Genomic DNA, 14689 nt, shown 5'->3' on the forward strand with positions numbered 1-14689 from the left:
AACGGGTTCGTTAGAGGTCCAAAAACGGGCCAGAGGGGTCCCGTAGACCGCGCCATCGCTCCTTCAAACGCTTGAAAGCTAGAACTCTTGTCCTTTCATGGGCTTAGAGCTGCCGCGCTTGTACGTCGATTTGGTACTGAGCGGGTCGGGCAATGGCGATCACCTGCATGAAGCATCGGCCTTCGCGCTGAAAGCGCGACCTCGCCGAGGCGGTCCTGCCTACAAGACCAGGCGCAGCGTCATCGGCGTCTCCTCTATTCCTCACGGAGGAGCTGAAATCGACGGTGGCGATCCCGCTTGGCTTTGCGGCGTGCGTATGAGCGCCCGCGCTATTTCTCCGAACGCGGATCGAAGGCGTGCTGCATGGCGTCGCCGAGGAAATTGACGGCGATCACCGTGATGAAGATCAGGAGACCCGGATAGATCGCCAGCGCCGGCGCGGTTGTCACGAGCTCCTGGGCATTGTTGAGCATGTTGCCCCAGCTCGGCGTCGGCGGCACGATGCCGAAGCCGAGAAAGCTCAACACCGACTCGAACAGGATGACGCGCCCGACGGTCAGGGTGAAGGCGACGATGATCGGGGTGATCGTGTTGGGCAGGATATGCCGCGCCATGATGTAGAGCGCGTTCGCGCCGCTGCCGCGTGCCGCGCTGACGTAGTCGCGCTCCTTGACGGAGAGGCTTGCGGCCCGGACGATCCGGGCGATTGGCGTCCAGTCGACCAGAGCGATGATCAGGATGATCCGCCAGAAGGCGATCGATTGCGAATGGGCGGCCTCGGTGGAGAAGCCGAGCTTGGTCAGATCGATCGCGCCGAGCACGATCAGCAGCGGCAGCAGCGGCAGGGCGATCATGCCGTCGGTCAGGCGCATCAGCGCGTTGTCGAGACGGCCGCCATAATAGCCGGCGAGCAGCCCCAGCGAGACCCCGAACACGCCGCCGATGAGGGTCGCCAGCAGACCGACCAGCAGCGAGACCTGGCCGCCATACATCAGCCTCGCCAGCACGTCGCGCCCGGCATCGTCGGTCCCGAGCCAGTGCTCGGCGGAGATCGGCTGGTAGCGCTTGAACAGGTCGGTCTGCGTCGCGTCGATGCCCCGCCAGGCTTCGAGCGGCCCCGCCATCAGGCAGAACGCGACCAGCAGGGCGAGCACGACGAGGCTCGCGACCCCGGTGCGATGTCCGCGGAATCGGCGCCAGCGCAGCGCCCAGATCGTCTGCGTCGCGGCAGTGCGCGGCTTGCCGCCTTCGCTCGGCGCCATCGGCGTGTCCAGCGTGCTCATTCCAGTCGAATCCGCGGATCGAGGGCGACATAGGCCAGATCGGCCAGAAGATTGGCCATCAGCGTGGTGAGCGTCGCGAACAGCAATCCGATCAAGGCGAGGTTGAAGTCGTTGGACAGGATGGAATCGTAGATCATCTTGCCCATGCCCATCTGCGCGAACATCGTCTCGGTGACCAGGGCGCCGGAAAACAGCGAGCCGAAGCTCAACGCCATGATCGTCACGAATGGCACCAGAGCGTTGCGCAGCGCGTGAACCAGGATGAGGCGCCAGCTGCCGACGCCCTTCGCCTGTGCCGTCCGGACGAAATCCATCTGCAGCGTCTCGATCATGGCGGCGCGGACATAGCGGGTGAACTGGCCGGTATTGGCCAGCGTCAGCGCCAGGACCGGCAGCGTGAGATGCCGCACCTGATCCCAGAAGCCGAAATTGCCGACCTGACCCATGCCGCTCGCCGGCAGCCATTGCAGCCCGACCGCGAAGGTCAGGATCAGCACCAGGGCGAGCCAGAAGATCGGCACCGAGATGCCGGCGAAGGCGAACAGGCTGACGAAACTGTCGACCCAGCCGCCGGGCTTCAGCGCCGAGGCGATGCCCAGGATCAGCGACAGGATGACGCTGAGCGTGAAGCTCGCCAGCATGAGCTTGCAGGTTTGCAGCAGGGCCGGGGTCAGAACCTCCAGCACGGGCCGCGCATGCGTGCGCGAAAAGCCGAAATCGCCGCTCAGCACCGCCATCAGCCAGCGCGCATAGCGAACCATGAGCGGCTGATCGAGCCCATAGATCGCCCTGAGATTGGCCATGACCTCCGGCGTCATGCCGGGCTGGCTCGCGGCCATGATGTCGACGGGGTCGCCGGGCATCAGCCCCATCAGCCCGTAGACCACGAACGACATGACGAGCAGCACCACGAAGGTCTGCAGCAGCCGGCGGGTGATGAAGGACACCATCAACCCAACTCCCTATCGCGGCGCGCTCCCGCGCGCCGCAGCGTGAGGCCTTGCCCGTCCAGCGGCCGGGTCGTCGCGGCCGCATTCGGGCTCGCAGCTTGTCCGATCACTCGGAGCGCCAGTTCTCGCTGAACATCGAGACGTAGTGACCGTGCCCGGTCGGTTCGTAGCCCTTCAGCCACTTCGGATAGACATGCGCCTCCGAGCGGAAGAACAGCGGGATGACCGGCAGTTCCTGGGCGTAGATCTTCTGCATCTCAGCCCAGAGCACCTTGCCTTCCTCCGGATCGAGCGCCGATTCGGACTTGGTGATCAGCTCGTCCATGCGCGGGTTGGAGAAGTTGATGTAGTTGGCGCCGCCCCAGGCGTTGGCCTCGGTCGGGATGTTGTCGCTCGCCAGCGTCCGGCGCGGCGATTCCGTCACGCTGCTCGACCAGGCGTACATGGCCAGCCCGCCATAGCTGCGCTTCTTCATGGTCTCGCCGAAGAAGGTCCGGGCCGGCTCGTTCTTGATGCGGACCTCGATGCAGGCGGCCTTCCAGTTGTTCTGCAGCACGGCCTGCTGCAATTCGCGCAGACGGTTGCCCGCGGTCGTGCCGAACTCCAGCGACAGGCGCGTGCCGGCAGCGTCGCGGCAGATGCCGTCCGGGCCGGGCTTCCAGCCCGCTTCCGCAAGGATGGTCTTGGCCTTGGCGAGGTCATAGGGGTAGTGCAGCGTGTCCTTGGTGAAATTCGCATTGAGCGGATTGACCCAGGTGTCGGCCACCGGTTGCAGACCCTGGAACAGGCGGTCGGTCAGGGTCTTGCGATCGGCCGAGTAGATCAGGGCCTGCCGGACCCGCACATCCTTGAGAAGCGGGTTGCCGTTCTGCAGGTCGATATGCTCGTAGTTCAGGCTCGGCTTGAACAGGTACTCGAAGCGATCGGGATGTTGCTTGCGCAGCTCCAGGACCTGGTCGATCGAGAGGCCGACGCCTTCGCCGCCGATCATGTCGACATCGCCCGACAGGAGATTGGCCTGCAGGGCTGCGGTGTTCTCGATCAGCTTGAGGATGATGCGCTTGAAGCCGGGCTTGGTGCCGGCCCAGTGCGGATTGGGCTCGAGCACGACCTGCGAGCCGGAGATATAGCCGGTCACCATATAGGGGCCGTTATACAGGCCGGGCGTGGTCGGATTGCGGGAATAGGTCGTCTGCTTGACGTAGTCGCCGGCCTCCTTGGCCTTCTCGTAGACGGGACCCTCGATATGCTCGGGCAGGATCTGGTCCCATTCGTTGTAGGACGACAGCACCTTGTCGAGGGTGAGCACCGCCGTGGTCGCGTCGATCACGTCGAGGTTGACGGCCCGCGTCCAGGGCTTGGGGTTGGAGAAGCCGGTCTTGGGGTCGCGCCCGATGCGCCAGGTGAATTCCAGGTCCTTGGTCGTGACCGGTTTGCCGTCGGCCCATTTCAGATCGGGCTTCAGCTTGATCGTGACCTCCATGCCCTTGCCGCCATTGGGCAGGTCGATGATCTTGGCCGTGCCGTTCTTCACGCTGGGAAGCTCGGTGCAGCTCAGGCAGGTGTTCTTCCAGTCCTTGTCGAAGGCGGTGATGTTCCGGATGGCGAAGCCCAGCGTATAGGCCTTGATCACCTCGGCATCGATATTGGGGTGGAGCGTCGAGGGGAATTGCGCGACGCCGATGGTCAGTTGATCCTTGGCGGCCTGCGCCGGCCCGGCGGCCATCATCAGGCCCGCAACGCCCAATGCGGCCAGTGTCGTCCTGAAACTCATCAAAGCACCTCCGGTGTCATTCTAGGTTTCGCCGCGTCGCCGAGCGGCGACACTGGACCGCGTCTGCCGGCCTTGCGGGCGCGGCTTCCGGCGGGAGGATATTGCCATCGCTTCATCCAACGCAATCGCCGTCGGAGCTCGACGAAATGCCAGCCTCCTAGAAACGAGCCAAGAAACACGCGTCGGAGATGCCGTAAGGTAATGGGCGAAGAATCAGTCGCCGTAGGTAAATGGAACTTCACAGCCTGAAAGCGAACGTTCCCGATCGCGCCCAAGGGCCACGACCGGCAGCGCCGAGACGAGGCGGTCTCGGCTTCCGGCAGACTGAATCACATGGCTATTTCAAGCACATAAGTGTTCGCGCTTGTATCCCGATTGGCGCGCCACCCAAGCCTTCCCTCCGCGATCATCGAGTTGCGTCGTTCGGCGCTCACCGCGCGGGCGACGAATGCGCCCGTCGTGTTCCAGCATTGCGCCTGACAGCGGCTGTGTTCTCCCGATAGACCTGCTAGGAGAAGGAAATTCTCCGTGTCAGCCGGCAGGGCCTCATGCAGCTTTCTCCCAATTTCGACGAGCGGATCGATCGCCGCGGCACCCATTCGGCAAAATGGGACAAGATGGAAACCGTCTACGGCGTGCCGGCCGATGGCGGCATCGCGATGTGGGTGGCGGATATGGATTTTCGTCCGCCGGCCTGCGTGCAGCACGCCCTCGACGGCATGAATGCCCACGGCATCTACGGCTATTTCGGTGATGACCGGGCCTATCTCGCCGCGATCCGCTGGTGGATGCTGAACCGGCACGGCTGGGAGGTTTCGCCCGACTCCGTCTTCACCACGCATGGCCTGGTGAACGGCACCGCGCTCTGCGTCGAGGCCTATACCAAGCCCGGCGACGGCGTCGTCCTGATGACGCCGGTCTATCATGCCTTCGCGCGCATCGTGACCGCGTCTGGCCGCCGTGTCGTCGAATGCCCGCTGGCGCTGGAAGAGGGGCGCTACGTTCTCGATATCCCCGCCTGGGACGCCGCGATGACCGGCAAGGAGCGCATGCTCATCCTCTGCTCGCCGCACAATCCGGGCGGCCGTGTCTGGACGCGCGACGAGTTGCGGGCAATCGCCGACTTCTGCAAGCGCCATGACCTCATCCTGGTCTCCGACGAGATCCATCACGACCTGGTCATGCCCGGCCACAAGCATACGGTGATGCCGGTCGCGGCGCCCGAGATCATGGATCGCCTGGTCATGATGACGGCGACCACCAAGACCTTCAACATCGCCGGCGCCCATATCGGCAATGTCATCATTCCCGACACCCGGCTGCGCGAGCTTTTCCGCGGGCGCATGGATGCGCTCGGCATCTCCCCGAATTCCTTCGGCATGGCCATGGCGACCGCCGCCTACAGCCCGGAGGGCGCGGCCTGGGTCGATGCGCTGAACCTCTATCTCGACGGCAACCGCCGCCTCTTCGATGCCGGGATCGACGCGATTCCGGGCGTGCGTTCGATGCCGCTCGAATCGACCTATCTCGCCTGGGCGGATTTTTCGGGTACGGGGATGGATCAGGCTGAATTCACCGCCCGCGTCGAGAAGCAGGCCCGGATCGCCATCAATCACGGCCCGACCTTCGGCAAGGGTGGCGAGAGCTTCCTGCGCTTCAATCTGGCGACGCCGCGCGATGTCGTTTCGGAGGCGGTGGAGCGCCTGAAGCTCGCCTTCGCCGATCTGCAATAAGCGGGAACGGTCAATTCCGGAGGGACAAGGCCCGCGCTGCCGATTGACGGGAGCCGGGCTGCGTGGAACATCGTCGGCTCTATTGTCACCTAGGGATGGAACTATGAAGTTTTCACTGGCGCTTGCCGCTGCTGTCGTCTGCACCGTGTCGGTGTCGGCGGAAGCTCAGACCCTGAAGACCATTCAGTCGCGCGGCGTCCTGAACTGCGGGACCGGAGCGAATCTCGCCGGCTTCGCGGTTCCCGACGCGAACGGCGTCCTGACCGGCATCAACGCGGACTATTGCCGGGCGCTGGCCGCCGCCGTCTTCGGCGACCAGACCAAGGTGAAGTTCATCCAGCTTCCCTCGAAGGACCGGATCACGGCGCTCCAGTCGGGCGAGACCGACCTCATCGCTGCCACCACGACCTGGACCATGAGCCGCGACACGACGCTCGGCCAGAATTTCCGCGCGACCTACTACTATGACGGCCAGGGCTTCATGGTGAAGAAGTCGCTGAACATCAAATCGGCGAAGGAGCTCAGCGGCGCCTCGATCTGCATCCAGCAGGGCACCACGACCGAGCTCAACACCGCGGATTATTTCCGCAAGAACAACATGAAGTTCGAGCCGGTGACCTTCGCCACCAACAACGAGGCGACCGAGGCCTATGAGAGCGGCCGTTGCGACGCTTTCACCACGGACGCCTCCGGCCTCTATTCCGAGCGCATGCGCTTCAAGGCACCGGCCGATCACATCGTCCTGCCGGAGACGATCTCGAAGGAGCCGCTCGGCTACGTCACCCGCCATGGCGACGACCAGTGGTTCGACATCGTCACCTGGGTCCATTTCGCCCAGGTCACGGCTGAGGAACTCGGCGTGACCCAGGCGAATGTCGACGAGATGCGCGCGAAGTCGGACAATCCCGAGATCAAGCGCCTGCTCGGCAAGGAAGGCACCTTCGGCGAGGCGCTCGGCCTCAAGAACGACTGGGCCTATAACGCCATCAAGGTGGCCGGCAATTACGGCGAGATGTTCGAGCGCAACCTCGGTCAGGGCTCGCTGCTGAAGATCGCCCGCGGCCAGAACGCGCTCTGGACCAATGGCGGCCTGCAATACGCGGCGCCGATCCGCTGAGCGCGGCGCGATCCGGATAATGGCATGAGAAAGGCCCGGCTGCTCCCTGCAGCCGGGCCTTTCTGCTTTCGGCCAAGCGTGCGGCGCTTGCCGGCAATCCGCGAAAGCCCCTTGCGATCGGCCGCGGACCAGCGGAATGAGGGGGGAGGCTGTTCAAGCCCGAAAGGTGAGGGGGAAGGCGATGGCGGCTCCAGTCGTTCCGGCAAGCGAAGCTGTGACCGAGAGCGAGGCGTTTCGCCCGCATACCTCCCACTGGGGCGTGTTCTCGGCACGCATGAAGCAAGGCCAGCTCGAAGTCCGCCCGTATGAGGGCGATCCCGATCCCAACGAGATCATCCAGAACTTCCCGGCGGCGCTACGCCATCGCGCCCGCATCGCTCAACCGATGGTCCGGCGCGGCTGGCTGGAGAACGGGCCCGGTCCCGACGACCGTCGCGGCCGCGACGAATATGTGCCGATGTCCTGGTCGGCGGTGCTCGACAAGCTCGCCGGCGAATTGCGCCGCGTGCGCGACGACTACGGCCCCGGCGCGATCTTCGGCGGCTCCTATGGCTGGGCGAGCGCAGGCCGCTTCCATCATGCGCAGAGCCAGATTCACCGCTTCCTCAACACCTCGACCGGCGGCTATGTGAAGTCGGTCAACAGCTATTCCTCGGGCGCCTCCTCCGTCCTCGTGCCGCATATCATCGGCGACTACGAGGACCTGGTGAAGCGCAACGTCTCCTGGGAGCAGATCGCCGATCACAGTGAGATCGTGCTCGCCTTCGGCGGCATGGCGCTGAAGAACAGCATGGTCGCCGGCGGCGGCACCAGCCGCCATGTCGAGCGCGGCGCGATGGAGCGGGCGCAGGAGCGCGGCTGCGAGTTCGTGCTGGTGAGCCCGCTGCGCGGCGACCTGCCTCCGGGGGCTGGCGCCGACTGGATCGCCAACAAGCCGGGCAGCGACACCGCGCTGATGATGGCCCTGGTCCACACGCTCGTGATCAACGGTCTGCACGACCGCGCCTTCCTCGACCGCTACACGGTCGGCTGGCCGGTCTTCGAGCGCTATCTGCTCGGCGAGACTGACGGTCAGCCCAAGGACGCGGCCTGGGCCGCCCCGATCGCCGGCTTGTCGGCCGAGGAGATCGTCGCGCTGGCGAAGCGTCTCCACGGCAAGCGCGCGCTCATCGTCGTGGCCCACGCCCTGCAGCGCGCCACCCATGGCGAGCAGCCGGTCTGGATGGGCCTGGTGCTCTCCGCTGCGCTCGGCCAGATCGGCTTGCCCGGGGGCGGCTATGGCTACGGCCTCGGCGCCATCGCCTATTACGGCCGGCGCTACAATGCCGTGCCGATGCCGACCTTCTCGCAAGGCAAGAACCCGATCAGCGATTATATCCCGGTCGCGCGCATCTCCGACATGCTGCTCAACCCGGGCACGACCTATCGCTATAACGGCCAGACCCGGACCTATCCCGAGATCAAGCTGGTCTACTGGGCCGGCGGCAACCCGTTCCACCACCATCAGGACCTGAACCGCCTGCGTCAGGCCTTCGCCCGGATCGACACGCTGGTCGTGCACGAGCTCGCCTGGACCGCGACGGCCCGCCACGCCGATATCGTGCTGCCCTGCACGATGACGCTGGAGCGCGAGGATATCGGCGGCAATCCCAACGACCCGCTGCTGGTGCCGATGCATCCGGTGGTCGCGCCCTATGGCGAGGCGCGCGACGACTATTCGATCTTCGCCGATCTGGCCGAGCGGCTCGGCACGGGCGAGGCCTTCACCGAGGGCCGCACCGCCCGGCAATGGCTGGAGCATCTTTACGAGCCGACCCGCACGGCGCTGGCGGCGAAGGGCCTACCGGCACCGAGTTTCGCCGAGTTCTGGGCGGGCGAGGGCTTCGACCTGCCGCAGCAGCCGGACGATGGCGGCAAGCTGCGCGCCTTCCGGGCCGATCCGGTGGCTGCCCCGCTGCCGACGCCATCAGGCAAGCTCGAAATCTTCTCGGAGACCATCGCCGGCTTCGGCGAGGCCGATTGCCCCGGTCACCCGACGTGGCTCGGTGCGAGTAATGTGCCGGACGAGACCAACCCTTACGTGCTCGTCGCCAACCAGCCGCGGACCCGCCTGCACAGCCAGTTCGATTTCGGCGGCCATAGCAGCGACGCCAAGCATCGCGGCCGCGAGGTCGCGCATATGCATCCGGACGATGCGGCGCTCCGCGGCATCGCCGATGGCGACATCATCCGGCTCTCGAACGAGCGCGGCGCCTGCCTCGCGGCCGTCCATGTCACCGACGGCATCCGCAAGGGCGTGATCCAGCTCCCGACCGGCGCCTGGTACGACCCCGTCGACCCGACCGAGGACAAGCCGCTCTGCGTCCACGGCAATCCGAACGTGCTGACCCGCGACATCGGCACCTCGGCTTTGGCGCAGGGTTGCACCGGCCAGCTCACCACGGTTCAGGTCGCCCGCTTCGACGGCAACCTGCCGCCGATCCAGGCCTTCGATCCGCCGGGCTCGCGCACGGCGCAAGCCGCCGAATAAGCCTCGACACCTGCGATCCGCAGCCGGGAAAGCCGGTGGCGGATCGCGCGAGCCGACAACGAAAACAACCCGCCGCCTGCCTTCGCGAGACCGCATGTCCTCCTATATCGACACCTATTACCGCCGCACGCTTGCGACCGAAGAGAGCTATCCGCCGGCCGAAGGCACGCTGAAGACGGATATCTGCATCGTCGGCGGCGGCCTCGCCGGCCTCACCGCCGCGCTCGATCTCGCCCGTGCCGGTCGCTCGGTCCTGCTGCTGGAGGCGCAGCGCGTCGCCTGGGGCGCGTCGGGCCGCAACGGCGGCTTCGTCAGCCCGGGCTATGCGACCTCCCTTTCCGCGATCGAGCGCCAGACCGGCCGCGAGCAGGCCGACGAACTCTATCGCCTGACGATGGAAGGCGTGGAGATCGTTCGCGGCAACATTGAAAGCCTCGCCATCGCCGAGGCCGCGCCGTCGCCCGGCATCATGAAGGTCGTCCGCTATGACGGTGGCGCCGGGCTCCAGGCGGTGCGTGACACGCAGGAGAAGCGCTTCGGCCGCAAGCTGCGCTATCTCGGTCGCGACGAGACCCGAGCCCTTCTGAATTCGCCGAAATACCACGCCTCGCTCACGGCCGACGATTCCTTCCATTTCCATCCGCTGAACTATGCCCGTGCGCTGGCCCGCGAGATCGTTCGATTGGGCGGCAAGATCCATGAGGGCTCGCCGGTCATCTCCTGCGAACTCGATGGCGCGGTGAAGCGGTTGAAGACGGCCAAGGCGACGATCGAGGCCGATCAGGTGCTGTTCACGACCGGCGGCTATACCGGCGATGTGCTGCCGGCGCTGCGCCGCGCCTATATCCCGATCGCGACCTATGTGCTGCTGACCGAGGCCGCACCCGATCTGATCCGTTCGGCGATCCGCATCAGCACCGGCGTCGGCGACGACCGGCGCGCGGGCGATTATTACCGCACGGTCGAGGGCGGCTCGCGCATCCTCTGGGGCGGGCGCATTACCACGCGCACGACCGAGCCCAGCGACGTCGCCGCAATCCTGCGCCACGAGATGGTCACGACCTATCCGCAGCTGGCCGAGCTCAAGGTCGAGGCTGCCTGGTCGGGCCTCATGTCCTATGCCCGCCACCTCATGCCGCAGATCGGCCAGTATCGGCCGGGCGTCTGGTACTGCACCGCCTTCGGCGGCCATGGCATGAACACCACCGCGATCGGTGGCACCGTCATCGCCGAGGCGATCCGCGGCGCCAGCGACCGCTACAAGCTCTTCGCGCCCTTCGGCCTGGTCTGGAACGGCGGCCCCTTCGGCACGGCGGCAGTTCAGATGACCTATTGGAGCTATCAGGCTGCGGACCTGATCCGCGGGCGGTAAAGCTCTCCGATTCTCGGCGGAACCAAGCCGTCATCCCGGGCTTGACCCGGGATCCATCCTGGAGCGCAGTGCCCTTCGATGGATTCCGGATCGGCGCCGCTGCCGCGGCGCGTCCGGAATGACGGCGCGTTTCCTGGAGAACGCCCTTCAATGTGCTGCTACGAAATGCGCCTCGACCAGCAGGGTCGGCAGCAGGGCGGCCAATAGCAACACGATCAGCCAGGGTACGAAGAACACGAGCCCTGCGACCAGCGCGAGCAGCGTCACCGCATTCTGGAGCTGTGTGAGGAGATTGGTCACGAGTTGGTGGCCGAGCATCGCCGGCGGCTGGAGCACGCGCAGCAGGCGCACCACCGCGATAGCCACGAAGAGCCGCGGGCTGCTCTGCCAGAGCGAGCGCATCAGGCGCGGAACATCGCGCCATTGGGCGAGCCGGCGCCGCAGGGCGCCCGTCATGTCAGCGAGCGAAGGAAAGGCCATCAGCGCAGCGAGAGCGGACGAGAAAGACGTTCCATCTTGGTTCAGCTTGCCGGCTCGGGTCGGGCGAGGACACTGCCGAGAGTGGCGTCGGGGCGCGACGCTTGCTGCCGAAGCTCGATCATCTGGAGCGAGCCAAGCCCTTGCGGCGCGCGATGCGCGATCAGGACCAAAGTGCTCGCCGGCAGAGCCCGGCGCAGCGCCGACAGCGTCTGCGCCTCAGCCTGCGCATCCAGCGCGCTCGTTGCCTCGTCGAGCACCAGCCAGTCGGGCGCTTGCAGCAGCGCGCGCGCAAGGGCGAGGCGTTGCTGTTCTCCGCCTGACAGGCCGCGCCGCCTGTCCGTCCAGCCGCCATCGTCGAGCGACCAGAAATCTTCGAGGCCGACGGCGGCGAGCGCCTGGCGCAGTGTTGCCTCGTCGACCGCGTCGGGTGGTTGCGGGTAGGCCAGCGCGGAGCGCAAGCTCCCGAGCGGCAGGTAGGGCTGCTGCGGCAGGACGAGGATGCGTCCCTCGGGCCGCTCGATTCGGCCCTCGCCATGCGTCCAGAGCCCGGCGATGGCCTTTGCCAGCGTGCTCTTGCCATGGCCGGAGGGCGCCGCGAGCCAGTAGCTGCCGCCGGACTCCAGCTTGAGGTCCGGGACGGGTGGGAGGCGACGCCTGGTGGGCGTTGCGAGAACGAGATCGCGCAGCCGTATCTCCGCATTGCCCGCCTTGTGCAGGGCTGGGCCGCTTGCCGGGGTGGCCGCGTGTTCGGCTGCCCTCATGAAATGCGAGAGGCGGCTCGCCGTCGCGGCGAGTTCGGTCAGGTCGCGATAGGAGAAGACGAACCAGGATAGCGTCGTCACGACGTTCTGGAAGGCCGAACCGATCTGCATCAGCCCGCCGAAGGTGACGCGCCCGGCGAGATAGGCCGGCAGCGCGAGAAAGAGCGGGATGCGCAGCACCGTCTGGAAATAGGGGCGGGTGAAGAAGCCGAGGATCAGTTCGCGGTTGGCGAGCTTCTGCCAATTCCCGGCGATGGCTCCGAAGCGCTCGCGGAAGAGCCGCCGCTCAGCCGGTTCGCCATCGGCCAGCGCCACGCCCTCGACATGCTCGCGCAGGCGCACCAGCGAAAAGCGGAAATCGGCCTCGCGCCGTTGCTGCTCGACCGTCAGCGCCTTCAGCGGCCGGCCGAGCCCATGCGTGATGAAGGTGGCGATGGCGACATAGAGCGGCGCGGCCCAGACCATGTAGCGCGGGATTTCGATCGCGTGGCCGAACAGGCTGAAGGACAGCGCGAAGGTCGAGAGCGACCACAGGATCGAGACATAGGTCACCAGCGCGACGATGTTCGTAGCGAGTTCGAGCCCCTCGATCGTGAGCTTCTCGACGAAGATGCGGCAATCCTCGGCGATGCGCTGGTCGGGATTGTCGAGTCCGTGATCGGTGCGCTCGCGCAGATGCCAAAAGGCCTTGCCCGCCAGCCAGCGGTCGAGCGCGGCCTCGGTCAGCGCACGCCGCCAGCGGATCTGCAGCATCTTGCGCAGATAGGCGCTGGCGAGGTGGATGCCGACGCTGATCGCGATCAGCCCGAAGAAGATCGCGATCTGCCTGAGCGCGCCGTCGACATCGAGCTTCTGCAGCGCGTTGTAGAAATCGGCGGTCCAGGCGATCAGGCGCACGCCGACCTGCACCCCGGCGAGGCCGAGCCCGAAGATCATCAGGAAATAGAGCGCGCCGATCTTGCCGCCCGGCCCGGCGATGCAGAGCCGGGTCAACCTGATGATCTGGGAGAGCACGGCCCTCATGACGCGGCTCGCGGTGTCCGTCGCGATTGCGGCGGCTCGGGCGTATCGAGCCGGAACAGCGCGTCCGCGATGCCGGCGAGCGGCTCCGCCTCAGGCGCGGCATCGGTTGCTGGCAGCAGGACCGCGACATCCTCGATGCCGAGATCGCGGAGCTGGAACGGCGTGCCATGGCCATATTCGAGATGGCCGCGCCCGATGATGCCGACGACCAGCGGGTCGTCCGTGGCCTCGGCGAGATGATCGGCGATGCGGCACGCGAAGGATCGGTCCCAGCATTGCTGCGCCCGTACGAAGCGGTCGAAGCGCTCCGGCGCCATCGCCTCTGGCCTAGCCGATCCGCTGAAGCGGCCGGTGATCGCGGCGAGATAGGCGCGGTAGTCCTCGGTTGCGGGCGCAGACGGAGTGACCCCATCGCGCTCCTCGACCGGGATGGCTTCCCAGCCGACCTGTCCGACCCGCGTGACCAGCGGGCGGTGGCAGTTCAGCGCCAGCATCTTCACCCGCTGCTGCCGGCAGAAGTGGAATAGCGGCAGGTAGAGTTCGGGATCGAAGCCCCAGACCTGGGCCCATTCGCTGCGTTCGAGGAAGGTCGCGGTGTCCATCTCGCCCGCGACCCAGGCGTCGAGCACCGGCTGGATGCGCAGCGGGAACATCTCGAATCCAACAGCCATCTGCGGCCGCAGCAGGTGCAGGCAGGTCGTGACCTGCAGTTGCCAGCGATGGATCTCGGCGACGTCATGCGTCTCGCCGAGCAGGACGACGCGCTTGCGCGCCATCGCCTGCATCAATTCGCCCTGCGCCAGCAGCCTGCCCGTGCCGGGGCAGAGCCATGTTGCGCGCGGATGGGCGAAGCTCGCGCCCGCCGGTGCCGGTTCAGCCGCTGATGACATCGACGTCCGGGACCTCTGCGAAGGCGGCAGCCGGGCCGCGCAGGACGAGGCCGAAGCCCTTGCCCTCACTGTCGCGGGCTTCGAGCACAACGGTTCCCGCACTCTCCGTCCACTCCCAGCTGGAGACCGCGCCGGCCTTGAGATGCAGGTGGAAATCGCCCTGCATGATGTTGACGAAACCCATGGCCGGTTTCGGCTCGGGCAGGGCACCCTGCCAATGCTGGAACAGGCCGGCGCGCTCGATATCGATGGCGATCGGCTCGCCGCTGGCCAGGATCGCCGCGAAGCTGCGGGCGCCGAGATCGTCTTCCGGGACGTCTGCCGAGCCGCCGCTGCCAGGTGCCTCGCGCTGGATCGGCTCCAGCATCTCGCCGGCACCGAACGGCTCAAGCGCCTTGTCGAAGGGCTCCAGCCCGTCGAGCCCGATCAGGCTGAACAGGGTTTCGCCCGATGCATCCTGGCATTCCAGGCGCGGCAGCACGCGCTCGCGCATCTTGCTGGTCCGGTCGGCGACGATACGCACGACCGTGGCGAGGTCGATGCGGCTGTCGTGGAAGGCGCCGGACAGGCGGACCTCGTTCCCGGTGATGGTCACGGCCTCGACCACACCCATCCGCTCATGCGTCGCACCGCCGGAGCGGGTGCTCAGCATGACACGGCCCATGGCGGACAGCCTCTTGAGGATCTCGGCCGGCGCTTGCGCGAGCTTTTCGCGCGGATTGGTCTCGTTGTTCATATTGGTCTCCGGAAAGGGGTGCGACGCCCCGGGGTCTCGG

11 protein-coding genes are annotated in these 14689 nt (G+C 66.3%); 4 read left to right on the forward strand and 7 right to left on the reverse strand.

Annotated features, from left to right (window positions below; translation table 11 throughout):
• Positions 1-329 precede the first annotated feature (329 nt).
• From ACODTJ_RS22340 to ACODTJ_RS22350, 3 genes are all read right to left on the reverse strand, one after another.
• A complete protein-coding gene (locus tag ACODTJ_RS22340) occupies positions 330-1283 on the reverse strand; it encodes an ABC transporter permease (RefSeq protein ID WP_454657381.1) in 954 nt (317 codons plus the stop codon).
• Entirely contained in the window at positions 1280-2233 is a 954-nt protein-coding gene (locus ACODTJ_RS22345; protein WP_488850096.1) for an ABC transporter permease, read from the reverse strand. The genes ACODTJ_RS22340 and ACODTJ_RS22345 overlap by 4 nt, the downstream gene beginning before the upstream one ends.
• A gap of 106 nt (positions 2234-2339) precedes the next feature.
• Positions 2340-4007, reverse strand: coding sequence for a peptide ABC transporter substrate-binding protein (locus tag ACODTJ_RS22350; RefSeq protein WP_454657379.1), 1668 nt, complete (start codon positions 4005-4007; stop codon positions 2340-2342).
• A 548-nt stretch (positions 4008-4555) separates the two neighbouring features.
• Here ACODTJ_RS22350 and ACODTJ_RS22355 point away from each other — a divergent pair.
• The 4 genes from ACODTJ_RS22355 to ACODTJ_RS22370 all read left to right on the forward strand — a co-directional run bounded on the left by ACODTJ_RS22355 (position 4556) and on the right by ACODTJ_RS22370 (position 10759).
• Positions 4556-5740, forward strand: a complete 1185-nt coding sequence (locus tag ACODTJ_RS22355; protein WP_454657378.1) for a MalY/PatB family protein — start codon at positions 4556-4558, stop codon at positions 5738-5740.
• A gap of 103 nt (positions 5741-5843) precedes the next feature.
• Positions 5844-6857 (forward strand): amino acid ABC transporter substrate-binding protein, encoded by a 1014-nt coding sequence (locus ACODTJ_RS22360; protein ID WP_454657377.1) that lies wholly within the window; start codon positions 5844-5846, stop codon positions 6855-6857.
• Between the two features lie 181 nt (positions 6858-7038).
• Entirely contained in the window at positions 7039-9387 is a 2349-nt protein-coding gene (locus ACODTJ_RS22365) for a molybdopterin guanine dinucleotide-containing S/N-oxide reductase (protein WP_454657376.1), read from the forward strand.
• A gap of 94 nt (positions 9388-9481) precedes the next feature.
• Positions 9482-10759, forward strand: a complete 1278-nt coding sequence (locus tag ACODTJ_RS22370; protein ID WP_454657375.1) for an NAD(P)/FAD-dependent oxidoreductase — start codon at positions 9482-9484, stop codon at positions 10757-10759.
• A gap of 147 nt (positions 10760-10906) precedes the next feature.
• Here the strand turns inward: ACODTJ_RS22370 and ACODTJ_RS22375 are convergent, their stop codons facing one another.
• From ACODTJ_RS22375 to ACODTJ_RS22390, 4 genes are all read right to left on the reverse strand, one after another.
• The gene (locus ACODTJ_RS22375) at positions 10907-11215 is read right to left on the reverse strand and encodes a hypothetical protein (protein ID WP_454657374.1); all 309 of its coding nucleotides are present in this window, start codon (positions 11213-11215) and stop codon (positions 10907-10909) included.
• A gap of 65 nt (positions 11216-11280) precedes the next feature.
• On the reverse strand, positions 11281-13023 hold the full coding sequence (locus ACODTJ_RS22380; protein WP_454657373.1) for an ABC transporter ATP-binding protein/permease: 1743 nt from the start codon (positions 13021-13023) through the stop codon (positions 11281-11283).
• A complete protein-coding gene (locus ACODTJ_RS22385) occupies positions 13020-13913 on the reverse strand; it encodes a ChaN family lipoprotein (protein WP_454657372.1) in 894 nt (297 codons plus the stop codon). The genes ACODTJ_RS22380 and ACODTJ_RS22385 overlap by 4 nt, the downstream gene beginning before the upstream one ends.
• Positions 13897-14649 (reverse strand): hypothetical protein, encoded by a 753-nt coding sequence (locus tag ACODTJ_RS22390; RefSeq protein ID WP_454657371.1) that lies wholly within the window; start codon positions 14647-14649, stop codon positions 13897-13899. Before ACODTJ_RS22390 ends, ACODTJ_RS22385 begins: the two co-directional genes overlap by 17 nt.
• Between the last annotated feature and the right edge of the window lie 40 nt (positions 14650-14689).

It is taken from the genome of Allobosea sp. FG18, assembly GCF_057809495.1.